16 protein-coding genes are annotated in these 18,117 nt (G+C 49.6%); 9 read left to right on the top strand and 7 right to left on the bottom strand.

The annotated features are described in order from the left end of the window. Positions 1 to 180: 180 nt before the first annotated feature. Positions 181 to 507 (bottom strand): YnfA family protein, encoded by a 327-nt coding sequence (locus tag IEV89_RS12695; RefSeq protein WP_188473885.1) that lies wholly within the window; start codon positions 505 to 507, stop codon positions 181 to 183. A 128-nt stretch (positions 508 to 635) separates the two neighbouring features. Here IEV89_RS12695 and IEV89_RS12690 point away from each other — a divergent pair, with 128 nt between their 5' ends. Next, complete coding sequence (locus tag IEV89_RS12690; RefSeq protein WP_188473884.1) at positions 636 to 1,004, top strand: DUF1283 family protein; 369 nt, start codon at positions 636 to 638, stop codon at positions 1,002 to 1,004. A 110-nt stretch (positions 1,005 to 1,114) separates the two neighbouring features. Continuing rightward, entirely contained in the window at positions 1,115 to 1,405 is a 291-nt protein-coding gene (locus tag IEV89_RS12685) for a DUF1161 domain-containing protein (RefSeq protein WP_188473883.1), read from the top strand. Between the two features lie 87 nt (positions 1,406 to 1,492). Here IEV89_RS12685 and cbl read toward each other — a convergent pair whose 3' ends face one another. Together cbl and IEV89_RS12675 are read right to left on the bottom strand one after the other, a co-directional pair. Further along, on the bottom strand, positions 1,493 to 2,452 hold the full coding sequence (gene cbl, locus IEV89_RS12680) for an HTH-type transcriptional regulator Cbl (RefSeq protein ID WP_188473882.1): 960 nt from the start codon (positions 2,450 to 2,452) through the stop codon (positions 1,493 to 1,495). Positions 2,453 to 2,601: 149 nt separating this feature from the next. Further along, a complete protein-coding gene (locus tag IEV89_RS12675) occupies positions 2,602 to 3,546 on the bottom strand; it encodes a 2-hydroxyacid dehydrogenase (RefSeq protein ID WP_188473881.1) in 945 nt (314 codons plus the stop codon). 221 nt (positions 3,547 to 3,767) lie between these two features. Between IEV89_RS12675 and glgX the strand changes: the two genes are divergently transcribed. Beyond that, positions 3,768 to 6,053 (top strand): glycogen debranching protein GlgX, encoded by a 2,286-nt coding sequence (gene glgX, locus IEV89_RS12670; protein ID WP_188473880.1) that lies wholly within the window; start codon positions 3,768 to 3,770, stop codon positions 6,051 to 6,053. A 65-nt stretch (positions 6,054 to 6,118) separates the two neighbouring features. Here the strand turns inward: glgX and apbE are convergent, their stop codons facing one another. Further along, positions 6,119 to 7,183 (bottom strand): FAD:protein FMN transferase ApbE, encoded by a 1,065-nt coding sequence (apbE, locus tag IEV89_RS12665; RefSeq protein WP_188473879.1) that lies wholly within the window; start codon positions 7,181 to 7,183, stop codon positions 6,119 to 6,121. Between the two features lie 343 nt (positions 7,184 to 7,526). Here apbE and IEV89_RS12660 point away from each other — a divergent pair, with 343 nt between their 5' ends. After that, on the top strand, positions 7,527 to 8,327 hold the full coding sequence (locus IEV89_RS12660; protein ID WP_188473878.1) for a mannosyl-3-phosphoglycerate phosphatase-related protein: 801 nt from the start codon (positions 7,527 to 7,529) through the stop codon (positions 8,325 to 8,327). Positions 8,328 to 8,412: 85 nt separating this feature from the next. Next, positions 8,413 to 9,633, top strand: coding sequence for a glycosyltransferase family protein (locus IEV89_RS12655; RefSeq protein WP_188473877.1), 1,221 nt, complete (start codon positions 8,413 to 8,415; stop codon positions 9,631 to 9,633). Positions 9,634 to 9,713: 80 nt separating this feature from the next. Here IEV89_RS12655 and IEV89_RS12650 read toward each other — a convergent pair whose 3' ends face one another. After that, positions 9,714 to 10,742, bottom strand: coding sequence for a TerC/Alx family metal homeostasis membrane protein (locus IEV89_RS12650; protein ID WP_188473876.1), 1,029 nt, complete (start codon positions 10,740 to 10,742; stop codon positions 9,714 to 9,716). 142 nt (positions 10,743 to 10,884) lie between these two features. On the opposite strand from IEV89_RS12650, the gene ogt reads away from it, so the two are divergent. From ogt to uspE, 3 genes are all read left to right on the top strand, one after another. Beyond that, positions 10,885 to 11,469 carry a methylated-DNA--[protein]-cysteine S-methyltransferase gene (ogt, locus tag IEV89_RS12645; protein ID WP_188473875.1) on the top strand — a complete coding sequence of 195 codons (585 nt, stop codon included), beginning with the start codon at positions 10,885 to 10,887 and terminating at the stop codon, positions 11,467 to 11,469. A 195-nt stretch (positions 11,470 to 11,664) separates the two neighbouring features. Next, complete coding sequence (fnr, locus tag IEV89_RS12640; protein WP_188473997.1) at positions 11,665 to 12,414, top strand: fumarate/nitrate reduction transcriptional regulator Fnr; 750 nt, start codon at positions 11,665 to 11,667, stop codon at positions 12,412 to 12,414. A 140-nt stretch (positions 12,415 to 12,554) separates the two neighbouring features. Further along, positions 12,555 to 13,514, top strand: a complete 960-nt coding sequence (gene uspE, locus IEV89_RS12635; RefSeq protein WP_188473874.1) for a universal stress protein UspE — start codon at positions 12,555 to 12,557, stop codon at positions 13,512 to 13,514. 104 nt (positions 13,515 to 13,618) lie between these two features. Here the strand turns inward: uspE and pntB are convergent, their stop codons facing one another. Both pntB and pntA read right to left on the bottom strand, forming a co-directional pair. Next, on the bottom strand, positions 13,619 to 15,010 hold the full coding sequence (pntB, locus tag IEV89_RS12630; protein WP_188473873.1) for a Re/Si-specific NAD(P)(+) transhydrogenase subunit beta: 1,392 nt from the start codon (positions 15,008 to 15,010) through the stop codon (positions 13,619 to 13,621). A gap of 10 nt (positions 15,011 to 15,020) precedes the next feature. Beyond that, positions 15,021 to 16,547, bottom strand: a complete 1,527-nt coding sequence (gene pntA / locus IEV89_RS12625) for a Re/Si-specific NAD(P)(+) transhydrogenase subunit alpha (RefSeq protein ID WP_188473996.1) — start codon at positions 16,545 to 16,547, stop codon at positions 15,021 to 15,023. Between the two features lie 530 nt (positions 16,548 to 17,077). Here pntA and ydgH point away from each other — a divergent pair. After that, positions 17,078 to 18,043, top strand: coding sequence for a DUF1471 family protein YdgH (gene ydgH / locus IEV89_RS12620; protein WP_188473872.1), 966 nt, complete (start codon positions 17,078 to 17,080; stop codon positions 18,041 to 18,043). Positions 18,044 to 18,117: the final 74 nt, after the last annotated feature.

Raw genomic sequence — 18,117 nt, 5'->3', positions numbered from 1 at the left:
TTTGCTAAAAAAAGCGCCTTGTGTCCTGAGGGCTCCCCAGAAATATCATCAGTAGACCATGATGATGTCTCGGTAAGCCCTCGCCATTTCTTCATAAACACTGTCGGGGTTCATCCCCGACAGTGTTCCCGGTGATTGTCGTATAACGTTTTTACTCAGTGTCAGAATGCAATATCACCATTAACTCGCTTTCCAGCCGTAAACAATGATGAGCATTCCGACCAATACTACACCTGCGCCCAGCCAGTCGGTGTGGCTGAGTTTAACGCCATCAACAAAGTGCAGCCACATCATCGCGGTCACCACATATACGCCGCCATAACCCGCATATACTCGCCCGCTTGCCGCGGGATGTAATGTCAGCAACCAGACAAACAGCGCCAGACTCAATGCCGCAGGAAACAGTAACCAAGCGCTGGCACCCTTTCGCAGCCATAAAAAAGGCAGGAAACAACCGATAATTTCCGCCAGCGCCGTCACGAAAAAAAGCAAAGATGTTTTGATCATAGTGAGATTTGTCGCCCGTAGCTCAATCAGAAAGCAACCACATGGATGTCAAAGGGTGACGTTCATGGTGACGATGGTATAATTTAAGTATTCGCTTGAGCGATGTGTAAACCTATAAGGAAGAGCTAATGAATACAATGTTTATGACCCGAATGACTCGCCGGTTGTTACCGGTCGCCTTGCTGGTCATGGCGGCAAGTTGGCAGGTTTCGGCACAAGCTGCCACTAATTGCGCGGGAGGTACCTGCGTGTTCAGTGGTTCAGGTAATGACGCAATGAATAATGAAAATGCACGCCAGAGCAAAGAACAGTGGAATGATACGCAGCAATTGCGCCACGCCATTAACCAGCGCGCCACCAAGAGCTTCAACAAGTTCGATCAGGCCGTTGATTTACGTGACAAATGCCAGGCCAGCCAGAACCTGAATGCGTATTGGGAGCCCAATACGGAGCGCTGTCTCGACCGTCGTACGGGCCGCCAACTGTTAGCGCCGTAACCGGGTTTTTCAGCACAAAGATGCTTTCAGGATCTCTTTGTCTGGTCTTAACTGCTAAACTGTTTAATGCGGTCTTTCTCATTGCGAAAAAGTCATAAAAGGATTGGATGATGAAAAAAACACTGTTAGCAGGACTGGCCATTCTGGCCCTTGCCCCTTTGGCGGTTCAGGCTTCATGTGAAACCGTTAAAGCCGATATCACTCAGAAAATCGTCGCGAATGGCTTACCGGAGTCTAATTTTAAATTGGATATTGTTGCCAACGATCAAGCCGATCAGGCCGGTGGTCAGGTAGTCGGTCATTGCCAGAACGACACACAGAAAATTATCTACACCAAAACGTCTGATAGTGTGGATGACAGTGCCAAAACCGGCACCAGTCAGGATGCACCCGCCCAGTAATGATCAAGTGATGTTGTGATAAAGGCGCAGCCTAGGTGCTGCGCCTTTATCTTTAACGGCATCTGGCAAGCGCTCGTAGATGATCCTTCAAATCTGATAATCAATGACGACCTCGCTCCCTTGCGGTTGGGCAAAAACCTTCTCTTTGATTTCACTTACTGACAATCCTGGATTACAGAGTTCAATAAAACGCCAGACATAATTGCGTTGCAGTTGCGCCCTTTTGAGCCCAAGCCAGACGGTATTGGTTTCGAACAGATGTTCAGCGTTAAGCAGTGTCAACCCGCTGTCGCGCTCAGAGTGATAGGCTTTATCAGCGACAATACCGACGCCCAATCCTAATTCGACATAGGTTTTTATCACGTCAGAGTCCTGCGCGCTGAGTACAATATCGGGGTTTAATGCCGCCCGGCTGAAAGCTTCATCAATGCGCGAACGGCCGGTAATTCCCTGGCGGTAGGTCACCAATGATTGTTCACTGAGTTTTTGCAGCGTCACCGGCTGCTGATTGGCCAGCGAGTGTCCGATCGGGACCACAATAGCATGGTGCCAACGGTAATAAGGAAACGCTGTCACGGCAGGATCGTTTATCAGTTGCTCGCTGGCGATGCCAATATCAGCTTGTCCGCCCAGTAACATGGCCAGCACTTCTTGTGGTGAACCTTGCTGCAATTCCAGACGTACACCGGGATAGAGGGCGCGGAAGGCCTTGATGACGTTGGGCAGACTGTAGCATGCCTGCGTGTGGGTGGTGGCTATGGTCAGCACTCCGGCATCTTCTTTGGAAAAAATATCGGCCAAGCGGCGGATATTTTGTGCTTCATTAAGAATGCGCTCGGCGACAACCAGCAGCGCTTTCCCCGGTTCGGTCAGGCCCAACAGCCGTTTGCCACGGCGGATAAAAATCTCCATGCCCAGCTCATCTTCCAGTTCGCGAATATGCCGGCTGACACCCGATTGCGAAGTGAACAACATGTTGGAAACTTCCGTCAGGTTGTAGTTGCATCTCGCCGATTCGCGAATGATTTTAAGCTGTTGGAAATTCACCGTGTTCTGCCTCTGTTTTTTGCGTAAGCCCTATTGTTAGGGCCTGTTGCAGCGCAGGACAAATACGAAAAAAAGGTTACTTATGCTTTTTCCGACTAAAGCACCCGTAACGGGTAAACGCCGCGAATTGGCGGTTTATGGGCTCGATGTCAGGCCGGAACGGGCGTGGCTACCGGCTGACCCGCGAAATGCGCAGTTAGGTTCTTGATCACCAAGGACATCATATTGTCCACCGCTTCGGGTGAACGTCCGGCAATATGCGGAGTGAGGACCAAATTGGTCAACGCGAGCATGTCGACCGGCACAGCAGGTTCGCCGTCCACGACATCCAGAGCCGCGCCGGCGATCTGTTTATGTTGCAGATGGCTAATTAGGGCCGCGCTGTCCACCACACTTCCCCGTGCAATATTGATTAGGAATCCACTTTCGCCCAGTGCTTGCAAGACGGCCGAATCCACCAGTTTTACGGTGCCCTTTCCGCCCGGTGTGGCGACGACCAGATAATCTGCCCATTCGGCAAGCTCAGTAATAGTTTTAAAATAGCGCCAGGGACTGCCAGCCAGCGGATTTCGGTTGTGGTAACCCACACCCATGTTAAAGCCTCCTGCACAACGTAAGGCAATTTGTTCGCCAATATTGCCAAGGCCGATGATGCCCACTTTTTTGCCTGACATCCCCGGTACATTCCACCGCGAACGTGTCCACTCACCGCGCCGGACAGCGGCGTCCATCTGCGGGATGTGACGCGTGATTGCTAACATCAGCGCTAGCGCGTGGTCGGCCACGGCAGCGTTATTTGTGCCTGGCCCGTGAGTAACGGTAATCCCCCGTATTGCCGCAGCATGGGTGTCGATTTGTTCAAAGCCCACGCCCTGTGCACAGATGATCTCCAGATTAGGCAGTTTATCCATCTCTTCGGCATTCAACCCGATACTGCCGATAGTCAGTACGGCGCGAATCTGCCCGGCTAATTGCGGGTCAATATTGGCACGACTGGCCGCCGTTGTGGCGTAATGTAGGGTGAATCCGGCTTCTTCATAGCGTGCGGGATAGCCCGCGTCGAGTTCGACGTGGCTTAACAGCGCAATTCTCATGGCGGCTCCTGATTTAATAACGACAAAGTGATTTTATAGCCTAGCTTGGGAGTTTTTGGTGAAAAAAAAAGTAACGAAAAAGCCGATGCAAAGCAAAAGTATATGAATCCGACTACACTCCTTGATGGGTTTGTGCAGACACGATTTCAGCCACGAACGCTCTTGGCTCAATAATTCTTCAGAATTTATTCTGATTCTCAGGTTCAGGAGTGACGACAAGAATGGCAAAAACTTCACCCAAAAAAACCAGTAAACCTACCGCCGCCCTTCCCGAATCAGCACAGCGCGTGCTCAGCCACGCTCAGGTTGATGTCGCTGTGGATACTTCGGGCGTGCGGATCATCCATCCATACAGCGATGGCGAAATTGTCAAAGGTTTTGACTCCAACCATCAAACTCGCGTCCGTGAAGGCTTACCGGTTCCGCTCGGCGCCACCTGGGACGGTCTGGGTGTCAATTTTGCACTGTTCTCTGCCAATGCCACCAAAGTTGAGCTGTGTCTATTTAACGATGCAGGCGAGCAGTACGACGTGATTGAGCTGCCGGAATATACCGATGAGGTATGGCACGGTTATTTGCCGGATGCCCGTCCGGGCCTACTCTATGCCTACCGCGTCCACGGTCCTTATGCACCGCATGACGGACATCGATTCAACCCAGCCAAACTACTGCTTGACCCTTATGCCAAGCAAATCGTGGGTGAACTGAAATGGGATGATGCGCTGTTCGCCTATGACCTACAAAGTGATAAAAAAGATCTGCATATTGATAACCGTGACAGCGCTGAATTTTTGCCAAAATGCAAGGTGATCGACCCCGCCTTCTCATGGGCGCGTTCGCGCAAAAATCATATTCCGTGGGAGGAGACATTAATTTACGAAACCCATGTGCGTGGCTATACCATGCGGCATCCGGCAGTACCTGACCCTATGCGAGGGACCTTCTCCGGGTTGAGTACGCCGCAAATTGTCGATTACATAAAATCGCTGGGCATTACCTCTATCGAGCTGATGCCGATCCACGCATTTACCGACGACCGCCATCTGCAGGATAAAGGTCTGCACAATTTTTGGGGTTACAACACCCTGAGCTTTTTCGCTCCTCACCCGCAGTATATGGCCACTCATACGGTCAATGAGTTTAAGCAGATGATTGCCACGCTGCATGCCGCAGAGATCGAAGTGATCCTCGACGTGGTGTACAACCATACGGCAGAAGGCAATGAACTCGGCCCGACACTGTCGTTTAAGGGGATCGACAACGCCAGTTATTACCGGCTGATGCCGGACAATAAGCGCTATTACATCAATGATACCGGCACGGGGAATACGCTGAATCTCAGCCACCCAAGGGTATTGCAGATGGTCACCGATTCATTGCGTTACTGGGCCACAGAAATGCAAGTGGACGGTTTCCGCTTCGATTTGGCAACGATTCTCGGACGTGAAAGCTATGGTTTTGACGAAGGTTGTGGTTTCCTCGACACGTGCCGCCAGGACCCCATCCTCAGTCAGTGCAAACTGATTGCCGAACCCTGGGATTGCGGTCCCGGCGGTTATCAGGTTGGCGGTTTTCCTCCGGGTTGGACCGAATGGAATGACCGTTTCCGGGATTCAGCACGTAAATTCTGGCGTGGAGACGAAGGTCAGTTGGCGCAGTTTGCCACCCGCCTTTCCGGCTCAGCCGACATCTTTAACCATCGCGGGCGGAAGCCTTATGCTTCGGTCAACTTCATCACCGCGCACGATGGCTTCACGCTTAATGATCTGGTGTCGTATGAAAATAAGCATAACGAAGCTAACGGTGAGGATGGAAACGACGGCAGCAACAACAACATTTCAGCCAACTACGGGGCTGAAGGGCCGACTGATGACCCGTCAATCAACGAGTTGCGTCAGCGCCAGATGAGAAACTTGCTGGCAACATTGCTGTTCTCTCAGGGCACACCGATGCTGCTGGCTGGCGATGAGTTTGCGCGCTCCCAAAACGGCAATAACAATGCCTATTGTCAGGATACCGACATCGCTTGGGTGAACTGGGCTATCGAAGCAAAAGGCAAATCGATGCTCCTGTTTACCTACCGGCTGATTGCGCTGAGAAAGCGGTTCCCCATTCTCCACCGTGGTCGTTTTCTTACCGGTGCGGTACATGAAAAACTCAACGTAAAGGATGTCAGCTGGTTTCAGCCGCGCGGCGATGAGATGAGCGAAGAGGCTTGGGCTGATCCACACGCCAAAAGTATCGCCATGCTTCTTGATGGCCGTGCACAGCCCACCGGGCTGCTACGCTATGGTTCGCTAAGCACCGTATTGCTACTGTTCAACGCATCACATGAAGAAGTCATGTTTAGCCTACCCTCGGTGGCACATGGCGAAAGCTGGCGACATATCCTCGATACCTTCCAGCCGGATGACGTTAACGAGCATAATTTCGATTTTGGTCGAGAATATATCTGCCCGTCGCGCACCGTGGTTTTGTTCGAGTTAATCAGCAGCACGAAACAGTAACTTATGGCTGCAAATCTTCGGCACGGTTTCAGGTATCCACACTCTGAAACCGTGCCGCAAACTGATTATTCAGGCTTACGTAGATAGGCTTTAAATTGCGGCGTCATGTGGACCTCAAAACTGTCCCCTTTTTTGGTGATCAGATAGACTGCCAGGTGTTCTTTTTCGGCCAGAGCCATGGCCTTTTTCGTGCCCAATACCATCAGTCCGGTGTCCCAGCCGTCAGCTTCCAGCGCCGTAGACGCAATCACTGTGGCAGAAACCAGCTTATGGGTAATCGGGTGGCCGGTCGCCGGATCGATAATATGTGACAGGCGTTTGCCATCCAGTTCGTAATAGTTTCGGTAACTGCCCGATGTGCTGATGCCCATGCCCTGCAAGTCTACAATAGCCTGCACCGCGGACTCTTTATCGGTTGGTTTCTGGATCGCCACCTGCCACGGATTTCCTTTGGCGTTATAGCCCCGGGAAACCACTGCGCCGCCCACCGATACCAGATAATTGCTGATGCCGTTGCCTTCAATTAGCCGCGCCAGGTGGTCCGTCGCGTAACCTTCGCCCACGGTTGATAGGTCAACATACATATTCGGCAGATCTTTTTGCAGATACTGACCGTCTTCTTGCTGAATCACTCGCAGATGCTGTAACCCTATTTGCTGACGGGCTGCGTCAATCTGGGCGTCAGTCGGTGTCTTGATAGGCTGTTTCTGCGGACCAAACCCCCACAGGTTAACCAGTGGACCGACGGTGATATCCATCGCGCCTGAGGTTTTTTGCCCGATGCGCAACGATGTCACGATAATGTCTGCCATGCCAGCACTGATGGGTTGCGGCACACTGCCCTGATATTGGTTGAAACGAGACAGAACTGAATCGTCTTTATAGGTTGAAAGCTGATGGTCGTCCTCTGCGAGTTGTGCTTCGATTTGCTGACGCAGTGCGGCTTCTCGGCTGTTATCGACACCCGCCAGGCTAACGCGGTAGAACGTCCCCATGGTTTTGCCTTCAATGACTAACGTATTTGGTGTTTTTTTCGTGACGTTGTCACAAGATGCCAGCAGCGTGACACCGACAATGACGCAGACCAGACGTATCGCTTGTCGAAAGCCGGGATGTTGTAAATCAGACATGAATAACTCGCTTAAAAAACTAACGGTGTGCAAAGAGCCGGAAAAAAGTGTACGAACAGTAATTGAAATAACTTAAACCACAGACCAACAACAAGACTTGACCCGCATCTTCTTCCTATTACCGCACGATTTTACCTGAAAATGTGTGCACTGGCAGGATCCTGCTTAAGCCAGCGACGCTAGCAACTGGCTGCAAGAATGGGAGCTGAAACCATTCGACTAACATGTGGTGTCACTGGGTCGCAACCCATGAATCTGATTTTTCCGTATATACTGATTGACTGGAACAGGAAATAATCCTCATTGGTTATATTAGGTTCCTTAATAGAATTGAGGAGAAATAATGCCTTATCTTGATGATCCTCTGATTGTTTTTACCGACCTTGATGGTTCACTGCTTGACCACCATGATTACAGTTGGGCACCCGCACAAGGGTGGCTTGACCAACTGGCAGAACATAATATTCCGGTGATCATAACGACCAGTAAAACCTCAGCGGAAGTCTCAGCATTACAACACACTCTGAAGCTAAATCATCTGCCATTTATTGCTGAAAATGGCGCGCTAATTCAGCTGGCAGGTGGTGACAACCCCGCTCATCACCTGATTGGGGCTGACTATCAACATATCCGCGATGTCCTTGTGGACCTGCGTAAACGTTACGATTTTGAGTTTCGTGGATTCGGCGATGTTACGCCTCAGCAGGTGGCTGACTGGACAGGTCTGACACTGACGAATGCGAGGTTGGCGATGCAGCGTGATGCTTCTGAACCGCTTATGTGGTTCGGCAATACTCTGGATTTTTCCCGCATGGAAAAGTTGTTGAGAGAAGAAGGACTGGCGCTGACTCGTGGTGGAAGGTTTTGGCATGTTATGGGTCAGGACGCAGGTAAAGGCCAGGCGGTCCGCTGGCTGGCTGAACAGTATCAACAACAGCGAGACCAAGCGATGGTCACTCTCGGTCTGGGCGATGGTCCTAATGATATTTCGATGCTCGAAGCGGTGGATTTTGCGGTGGTGATTTTAGGCCATCACGATCAGGATATGCCGCTGAACAAAGAAGATCGAAATGTTTACCGCACTACGCGACATGGTCCGGAAGGTTGGCGACAAGGGTTGGATCATTTTATAGCGATTAAGTGAAAATAAAGCTGTCTTAAGGGATAAGCCGTTGTTGTATCACTTTGGTTTCGGGAATTTTACTAAAACTAAAATTGGAGAGTAGCAAATGAGCGACTTTTATCAGGATGGTGTCATTACTAATTTCCATAATTTAACTAACCGTAAAACAGAAGAGTTGGAATATGACCTTCAGGTGTTTTCCGGTCGCCGAACGATGGGACTGATCCTGCCTTCGCTGTTTTCAGAGCTTGAAGGTCCGGCACTGAGCAACATTGTCGATGAACTGAGCAAAGTCCCCTATCTCGAAGAAATTGTGATTGGTCTGGATCGCGCTGACCGCGATCAGTTTTTGTTTGCCAGGGAATTCTTTTCCCGTTTACCACAACGTCACCGTATTTTATGGAACGATGGCCCACGCCTGACGGCGCTGGATCAGGAGTTGCAAAAAAAAGGATTGTCGCCGATGGAACCCGGCAAAGGCCGTAATGTGTGGTTCTGCGTGGGTTACACCTTGTCGTCACGTCGTACTTCGGTCGTTGGCCTGCATGATTGTGACATTGTCACCTATAGTCGTGATATGTTGGCCCGTTTGATGTATCCGGTTGCGAATCCGAACTTCCATTACGACTTTTGTAAGGGGTATTACGCCCGCGTTGCGGAAGGTAAATTCAATGGGCGCGTAGGCCGACTGTTGGTCTTCCCACTGCTGAAATCCTTGCAAATCGTTTATGGGCATTCAGACTTTCTCGAATATCTGCGCTCATTTCGTTACCCCCTTTCCGGTGAGTTCGCGATGCGTACTGATGTGCTAAATGACTTGCGCATTCCAAGTGACTGGGGGCTCGAGATTGGCGTGCTATCGGAATTACACCGTAATACCGCCACCAAACGAATTTGTCAGGTTGATATTGCCAATAACTACGATCACAAACATCAGCCGATGTCTGAAGAGGATGCCAGCAACGGTTTGCAGCGAATGAGCATTGATATCACCAAAGCGCTGTACCGTAAAATGGCTATCCTTGGTGTGGGGATCACCAGCGAGTCTTTCCGTATTCTGAAAGCGACCTACTACCGTAAAGCCTTGGATATGATTGATGCCTTTGAGCATGACGCCAAGATGAATGGCCTTTCGTTTGATCGTCATAGTGAAGAATCGGCGGTAGAATTATTCTCTGGAGCGATTATGGAGGCCGGTCAGGCATTTGTGGACACACCGAGCGAAAAGCCATTCATTCCAAGCTGGAGCCGTGTGCAATCCGCCTTCCCTGATATTCTGGAGCGTCTACATGAGGCTGTGGAGCAGGATAATGAAGGGCATGTGTAGTTCCTAAATATTCAAACGTAAAGCGGGACGCCTTATTGCGTCCCGCTTTTTTTGTGAATTTTTCTATGATAGGGACGTTTTTATTTGTCCGCTTTTTTATCACCGGGGAACAGCAGGCTGGCGACAATACCTAACGCCAGTACACCGAGCACCACATACAAGCTGGCCAGCGCACTGATGTTATAGCCGTGGTGCCAAAGATGATCGCTGGAGTTTAAAGCCAGTTTGGCTGCCACAAAGAACAGTAGGAAGATCACCGATTTCTCAAGGTGGCGCAGATATTTACGCAGCGCCTCGAGCACGAAGTACATCGTACGCAGGCCCAGGACCGCAAACATCATGGCCGAATAAACAATCAGCGGCTCTCGACTGACGGCGATCACCGCAGGTACGCTGTCGAACGCAAACATCAGGTCTGAAATCTCCACGACGGCAATGCACAGCAGTAGCGGCGTAGCATAACGGACACCCTTCTTAACCTGAAAACTGAAGTCTTGGTTCTCCGTTTTCGCTAGTTCAGCTTCGATTTGCTGGCTGTTGACCAGGAAGTGCGCGCCGATGAGTTTCGGATAAACCGGAAAGAAACGGCGGACTAAGCGGTTGGCGATGTGGTCGGAATAATCGTCGGAAGCGTCGTCGTCATCTCCGGCGCGCATCATCAAAATAGCCGTCCACAGAATAATCACCGCAAACACCATTTCCACCCATGGACCGAGCGCCAGCAAGCTGGTGCCGATCACCACAAAAATGCCTCGGAACACGATGGCGCCGATCACACCCCAATAGAGAATTCGGTGGCGATAGCCGTCCGGGACTTTAAACCAGGCGAAAATCGCCATAATCACGAATAGGTTATCTATCGATAATACTTGCTCGAGGGCATACCCGGTCAGGAACAAACTGGCGACTTCTTTGCCGTGATGGAAATAGAGGAAACCAGCAAAAGAGAGTGACACCAAGATCCAGAAAAGTGTCCATATAGACGCACTCTTCAAGCCAATTGGCTTGTGGCTGCGGTGAGCAAAAATGTCAATTAGCAGTGCACAAACGGCAACAACAATAAAAACAACAGTCGTTTCCAGTGGAAACCCAAGCGATTCTGGCAGCATTACATATCCTGATAAGTAAACGAAAACCAAATGAAATCTAAACAAGTGTCATATTGTAAGGGGTTGCACCGGTGTTGGGTATTAAAGTCGAAATTCTGCTTGCTCCATGTAATAATGCTTGCTGGTTTTTTGGAGAGTTCTGATGCTGACATTAGTGAGTGAATCCATTGAGACTCCGCTTGGAGAGCTGGAAATTGTCACTGACATTCAGGGCTGTTTGCGCGCGCTTGAATGGGCTGATTTCCGTCACCGTATGATGCAGCTACTGGTCCGCCACTATGGTGCGGAAGTATCAGATAGCCTTGCTGTGAACCAGAAAGCAAAATCCGACGCAAAAAAAGGTTTTTGTCTTAATCAGGGGGATGTTGACGCTGACATTCGTCTACGAATCCAAGATTATTTTTCCGGGGATTTACAGGCTATTGATACCCTGCCCGTCGCCACTGCCGGAACTGAGTTCCAGCGTCGCGTATGGCAGATGTTACGCACTATTCCCTGTGGGAAAGTCATGACTTACGGACAGATGGCAGCTCAGTTAGGTAATCCGGGCGCATCACGCGCTGTCGGGCTGGCTAATGGTTCAAATCCGATAAGTGTGGTGGTTCCCTGTCATCGAGTTATCGGTAGTAACGGCACGTTGACCGGATATGCAGGCGGCGTGGAGAGAAAAAGAAGGTTACTGATCCACGAAGGTTATTTAGTGAATCAACAAAATTCACTTTTTTAATGCATCAGAGGTTATTCCCATTTTTTTTCGATTATGGATCCTTTTTTTTCCGTTCGAGATCAAATAATAAGAATAAAATTTGATAATAAAACGTAATTTTCTATCAGTTCGCCCTTTTCGCCTAATTGCCCTACTTATAAATTCCGTCAAAAGATGGTAAAATTGACCCATATCAATATTGCCAGAGTGAATCCTATGATCCCGGAAAAACGTATTATTCGTCGTATCCAATCTGGTGGTTGTGCCATCCACTGCCAAGACTGCAGTATCAGCCAGCTGTGTATTCCTTTCACCCTCAATGAGCACGAACTCGATCAGCTCGATAATATTATCGAAAGGAAGAAACCGATCCAAAAAGGCCAGGCTCTATTCAAAGCAGGTGATGCGTTGAAATCCCTATATGCCATCCGCTCCGGGACAATCAAAAGCTACACCATTACAGAGCAAGGCGATGAGCAAATCACCGGCTTCCATCTTGCAGGTGATTTGGTCGGATTCGACGCCATTGGTGGCTTACAACACCCAAGTTTTGCACTCGCGTTGGAAACCTCGATGGTGTGTGAAATCCCTTTCGAAACGCTGGATGATCTCTCAGGGAAAATGCCTAATTTGCGTCAGCAAATAATGCGTTTGATGAGTGGAGAAATTAAAGGCGATCAGGATATGATCCTGCTGCTGTCGAAGAAAAATGCAGAAGAGAGACTGGCTGCATTTATTTACAACCTCTCCCGCCGCTTTGCCGAGCGTGGCTTCTCTCAGCGCGAATTCCGCCTGACAATGACCCGTGGCGATATTGGTAATTATCTGGGCCTGACGGTAGAAACCATCAGCCGTTTATTGGGGCGTTTCCAGAAATCAGAAATGCTTAGCGTTAAAGGTAAATATATTACCATTGAGAATCATGCTCTGCTTTCTCAATTGGCGGGTCAATCCGTCGCCGCATAACTCAGTAGGTCGGATTTTCAAAACAATAATTTGTTGATCCGACTGAACTTCTCTGCTATCCGATTGCTTAATCTTGGTTTACTCTGTACTTAATACACTGAGCTATAACGCTGTTCCATCACAGATGTTAAGGAGTGCCCATGGCTAAGTATCAGAATATTTTGGTCGCAATCGACCCCAATCAGGACGACCAACCCGCGCTGCGTCGTGCAGTCTATCTGGTTCAGAGAAATGGCGGGTGCATAAAAGCCTTTCTGTCGATTTATGACTTCTCCTATGAAATGACCACCATGCTCTCCCCTGACGAGCGGTTAGCCATGCGACAAAGCGTGATCACCGAGCGTGAGGCCTGGATTGCCGAGCAGTGCCACTACTATGTTGAAGCCGGTATTCCGATTGAGATCAAAGTGGTATGGCATAACAAACCTTTCGAAGCCATCATTCTGGAAGTGCTCGCCGCTAAGCACGATCTGTTACTGAAAATGGCGCATCAGCATGACCGACTTGAATCTGTTATTTTCACCCCAACCGACTGGAATTTACTGCGCAAGTGCCCATGCCCAGTGTGGATGGTAAAAGACCAGCCATGGCCGGAAAGTGGGAAGGCGCTGGTCGCGGTGAATCTCTCTAGCGAAGAGTCCTACCATGACCCACTGAATATCAAATTAGTAAAAGAAACTATCGAACTGGCGGATCATGTCAATCAGACGGAAGTTCATCTGGTTGGGGCCTACCCGGTCACACCTATCAATATTGCCATCGAGTTGCCCGATTTTGATCCGAGTGTCTATAACGACGCTATTCGAGGCCAGCACTTAATCGCCATGAAAGCCCTGCGGCAGAAATTCCAACTGGACGAAAAATTCACCCATGTGGAGAAAGGCCTTCCAGAGGAAGTCATCCCTGACCTTGCAGAACATTTACAGGCAGGTGTTGTGGTCATCGGTACTATTGGCCGCACAGGATTGTCTGCGGCATTTCTCGGTAATACCACGGAACAGGTGATCGACCATCTGAAATGCGATCTGCTAGCGATTAAGCCCGACGATTTTGAGTGCCCTCTCACCACGGAAGATATCGAAGAGCACGACAACCAATAAAAGCAGATCTCTGTGTAGAAAAGACCAAAGAAAAAGCCAGTTCATGATGAACTGGCTTTTTACTGTTTTCTTAAAATTTAAGTACAGTCTGGAAAAACGATGGACTACAGTGCGCGAAGGATATTTTCTACGCTATCTTTGGCATCACCGAACAGCATCTGCGTGTTTTCTTTAAAGAACAGCGGATTCTGAACACCTGCGTAACCCGTATTCATTGAACGTTTAAAGACGATAACGTTCTGTGCCTTCCAGACTTCCAACACCGGCATACCAGCAATCGGGCTGCGTGGATCTTCCTGAGCGGCTGGGTTAACGGTATCGTTCGCGCCAATCACCAGCACCACGTCGGTGTCGGTAAAATCGTCGTTGATTTCATCCATTTCCAGCACAATGTCATAGGGTACACGTGCTTCAGCCAGTAACACGTTCATGTGGCCAGGCAAACGGCCGGCAACCGGATGAATCCCAAAACGAACTTTGATGCCCATTGCGCGCAGTTTGGCCGTGATATCCTGTACCGGATACTGTGCCTGTGCGACAGCCATACCGTAGCCTGGCGTGATGATCACTGAATTCGCACTTTTGAGCAGCTCTGCCACATCTTCTGCACTGGCTTCACGATATTCGCCCATTTCATCTGCATCACCGGTTGAAGAACCGTCGGTACCAAAACCGCCTGCAATCACGCTGATAAACGAACGGTTCATCGCTTTACACATGATGAAGGAGAGAATCGCACCGGAAGAACCCACCAATGCACCGGTCACAATCAGCAAGTCATTGCTGAGCATGAAGCCCGCTGCTGCTGCTGCCCAACCTGAATAAGAGTTAAGCATGGACACCACAACCGGCATGTCTGCGCCACCAATTGATGACACTAAATGCCAGCCAAAGCCGAGCGCAATCAACGTCATGAGCAACAGTGAGAAGACTTGCAAACCGACGCTATCGGTACGCACGAAGGTGACCATCAGCAGGAAAGAGATGACCAACGCCAGCAGATTCAATTTATGACGATGCGGCAGCGCTAGCGGCTTGGAAGAGATAATGCCGCGCAGTTTACCGAAAGCCACAATAGAACCGGTGAAGGTCACGCCACCGATGAATATCCCCAGGAACACTTCGGTCAGATGGATGTTTTCCATCACCGTGTCCATCGGAACTGAGCCGTGATCCAGATAGCTGTTAAAGCCGACCAAAACCGCCGCCAGACCGACGAAACTGTGCAAAATCGCGACCAATTCAGGCATTTCAGTCATTTCGACTTTGCGTGCCAAATAGATACCAATCGCACCGCCAATCACCATCGCAATGATGATCCAGCCCACGTTGCCTGAATCAGGCCCGAGAATGGTGGCAATTAACGCAATGGCCATCCCGGTCACGCCGAAAATATTGCCCTGTTTAGATGTCTCGTGTTTTGACAATCCAGCCAGGCTGAATATGAACAGAATAGCGGCAACGATATAGGCTGCTGTAACTAATCCCCCAGACATATGCTACCCCTTAATTCTTACGAAACATCTTCAGCATGCGCTGAGTGACGGTGAATCCGCCGAATATATTGATACTGGCAATCAGTACTGCAACAAATGACAGAAAGCTAACCCAGCCGCCATGCCCAATTTGCAACACCGCACCAACGACGATAATTCCCGAAATGGCATTAGTGACCGACATCAGCGGCGTATGTAACGCATGACTTACGTTCCACACCACGTAGTAACCCACTACGCAAGATAGAGCGAACACCGTGAAGTGAGACAGGAACTCTTTCGGCGCCACATTCGCCAGCCAACCAAACAGGATGATGGCCACGGCCATCATGATATATTTGGTGTAAGGCGAAGCCGGTTTGGTTTCTACTTTTTGCAACGGCTCTGTCTTTTTTGCCTGAGGCTGCGCGGAGACCTGAATCGGTGGCGCAGGCCAGGTCACTTCACCAGATCTCACCACTGTCACGCCGCGCACAACGGTGTCTTCGAAGTCTATTTCGATATTGCCATCTTTCTCTTTGCACAGCAGCTTCAGCAGATTCACCAGGTTGGTGCCATAAAGCTGAGAAGACTGAGTAGGTAAACGGCTTGGTAAGTCCGTGTAACCAATGATTTTGACACCATTAGAGGTTACGGTTATTTGGTCAGCCACTGTCAGTTCACAGTTACCTCCCGTTTGCGCTGCCAGATCAACGATCACGCTGCCCGATTTCATGGACGCGACCATCTCTTTGGTGATCAGCTTCGGTGCAGGACGGCCCGGAATTAACGCGGTGGTGACAATGATATCCACTTCAGCCGCTTGCGCCGCAAACAGAGCCATTTCAGCTTTAATAAAGGCTTCGGACATGACTTTGGCATAACCATCACCGCTGCCCGCTTCTTCTTCGAAGTCCAGTTCAAGGAACTCCGCGCCCATACTCTGAACCTGCTCCTTGACTTCAGGACGGGTATCAAAAGCACGAACGATGGCACCCAGGCTACCCGCAGCACCTATGGCTGCCAGACCGGCAACACCCGCGCCGATGATCATGACTTTTGCCGGCGGTACTTTACCGGCAGCGGTTATTTGCCCCGTAAAGAAACGACCAAACTCATGGGCAGCTTCGACAATGGCACGGTAACCCGCAATGTTGGCCATCGAACTCAGGGCATCCAAAGACTGCGCACGTGAGATGCGGGGAACGGAGTCCATCGCCATGGCGGTGATATTGCGCTCAGCGAGCTGCTGAATAAGTTCTGGATTCTGTGCAGGCCATATAAAACTCACCAACGTGGTGCCAGCCTGCAATTTTTGAATTTCATCGCCTTCAGGTGCATTCACCTTAAGCACGATATCGGATTGCCAGACGTCATTTCCGCTGACAATTTCAGCGCCAGCTTCCTGATAGGCTGCGTCATCAAAGCTGGCCAGTTTCCCGGCACTTTGCTCGATTGCGACCGTAAAGCCCAGTTTGATCAGCTGTTCCACCGTTTTCGGCGTAGCTGCAACCCTGGCTTCATTGGTCAACCGCTCTCTTGGTACACCAATACGCATAGTATTCCCTTCACCCTTTTCATTGATGAGTAGTGTCATCGACATACGTTGCTATTTTAGACGTGTTGATTTTTCTGTGCTAAAACTGTTTTAACAGCCATTTATAAGCTACTGAATTTCTAATCAATAATCTACGTATCACAGTGATAGTCAGAGAATTAATTAACAATTTCGCGCGGCAGGTCATAAAGCTGCTGCAAAGCCGGTAAAACACCGACTAAAAAATCTATTTTCTGAAAGAATTACCACATCTATCACTTCGCCCTTCTCACCTTAACCCGCACATTATCAGCATAAAAGTTATCAAATAGTGAATAATTAACATTTATTTCACTACTTGGTTTATTACCTAAACTTATATAAGTTATGAAGAGAAAAAAAAGTGACACAGCTAGCGGTTACCAACATCGCGAATGACATAAATTACTGAGACACTCGGTATTGTTACATGCAATAATCGGCCGCCTACTTGTTACACATCAAGAATTCAGCACGTTTCAACATTACTGCGCAAGGTGAAAGGATTTTTTATGAAGCTGACTAAAACGATCATCGCATCGGCCCTGTGTTTAACTCTAACGACTATTTCCGCGTTGTCAGCTGCACAGGCAGCCCAGGAAATCGCTCCAGAAAAAGCAGCAGCCATCAAGCCTTTTGATCGCATTGTTGTTTCCGGCCGTTTTAATACGCTGGGTGACGCGGCAGATGCCGTTTCCCGCCGTGCTGATGCGCTGGGTGCAGATTATTTTTATATTCAAGACTCCAATAGCTCAGGCAATAGTGGTAACTGGCGTGTCGTCGCGGACATCTATAAAAAAGATGCGGCTGAAGTCAGTAAGAAAACCAAGTACCGCGTGATCAATGGTGTAAAAGAATTACCAAAGGATGAAGCCTACTTGCTTGAGCCTTATGACACCGTGACGGTCGGCGGTTTCTACCGAAGCCAACCGGACGTTAACGATGCCATCACAAAAGCGGCGAAGGAGAAAGGGGCTGATTCCTTCTTCATCGTACGCCAGATTGATGCCAACAGCGGCGGCAACCAGTACATCACTGCGTTCATTTACAAGAAAGATGCGCCAAAACGTATCGTTCAGGACCCAGACGCCATTCCTGCAGATTCCGAAGCGGGTAAAGCCGCGCTGGCGGCCGGTGGTGCAGCAGCTAAAAAAGTGCAAATCCCGGGTGTTGCCTCTTCCGGCAGCCCAAGCCGTGATGTGGGTCGTTTCTTCGAAACCCAATCCTCAACCGGTCAACGTTATACCGTAACGGCCGTAAATGGTGCGAAGATTCAGGAAGTGAATAACGTGACAGCCGCGCAAATGGTACCCTTTGACTCGATTACCTTCTCTGGCCACTTCAACAGTGTCACGGATGTATCGCAGGAAGTCGGTAACCGTGCGGCGGCGAAAGGCGCGAAGTTCTACCATATTACCCGTCAATGGTCGAACAAGAGTGGTGGTAACCTGACAGTCAGCGCTGACTTGTTCAAGTAACATCTCCCGCTAAAGCCAGTAAAAACAAAGGCAGCCATTGGCTGCCTTTGTTTTCTGTATTTATTGAGTAATAA

The organism is Hafnia psychrotolerans (assembly GCF_014639435.1).
GTDB lineage: Bacteria > Pseudomonadota > Gammaproteobacteria > Enterobacterales > Enterobacteriaceae > Ewingella > Ewingella psychrotolerans.
The sequence above is the reverse complement of the archived record's forward strand: the minus strand, read 5'-3'. Positions and strand labels throughout refer to the sequence as shown.

Coding starts and splice junctions, on each gene's coding strand:
- IEV89_RS12695 (WP_188473885.1), bottom strand. CDS start 507: ATGATCAAAACATCTTTGCTTTTTTTCGTGACGGCGCTGGCGGAAATT.
- IEV89_RS12690 (WP_188473884.1), top strand. CDS start 636: ATGAATACAATGTTTATGACCCGAATGACTCGCCGGTTGTTACCGGTC.
- IEV89_RS12685 (WP_188473883.1), top strand. CDS start 1,115: ATGAAAAAAACACTGTTAGCAGGACTGGCCATTCTGGCCCTTGCCCCT.
- IEV89_RS12675 (WP_188473881.1), bottom strand. CDS start 3,546: ATGAGAATTGCGCTGTTAAGCCACGTCGAACTCGACGCGGGCTATCCC.
- glgX (WP_188473880.1), top strand. CDS start 3,768: ATGGCAAAAACTTCACCCAAAAAAACCAGTAAACCTACCGCCGCCCTT.
- apbE (WP_188473879.1), bottom strand. CDS start 7,183: ATGTCTGATTTACAACATCCCGGCTTTCGACAAGCGATACGTCTGGTC.
- IEV89_RS12660 (WP_188473878.1), top strand. CDS start 7,527: ATGCCTTATCTTGATGATCCTCTGATTGTTTTTACCGACCTTGATGGT.
- IEV89_RS12655 (WP_188473877.1), top strand. CDS start 8,413: ATGAGCGACTTTTATCAGGATGGTGTCATTACTAATTTCCATAATTTA.
- IEV89_RS12650 (WP_188473876.1), bottom strand. CDS start 10,742: ATGCTGCCAGAATCGCTTGGGTTTCCACTGGAAACGACTGTTGTTTTT.
- ogt (WP_188473875.1), top strand. CDS start 10,885: ATGCTGACATTAGTGAGTGAATCCATTGAGACTCCGCTTGGAGAGCTG.
- fnr (WP_188473997.1), top strand. CDS start 11,665: ATGATCCCGGAAAAACGTATTATTCGTCGTATCCAATCTGGTGGTTGT.
- uspE (WP_188473874.1), top strand. CDS start 12,555: ATGGCTAAGTATCAGAATATTTTGGTCGCAATCGACCCCAATCAGGAC.
- pntB (WP_188473873.1), bottom strand. CDS start 15,010: ATGTCTGGGGGATTAGTTACAGCAGCCTATATCGTTGCCGCTATTCTG.
- pntA (WP_188473996.1), bottom strand. CDS start 16,547: ATGCGTATTGGTGTACCAAGAGAGCGGTTGACCAATGAAGCCAGGGTT.
- ydgH (WP_188473872.1), top strand. CDS start 17,078: ATGAAGCTGACTAAAACGATCATCGCATCGGCCCTGTGTTTAACTCTA.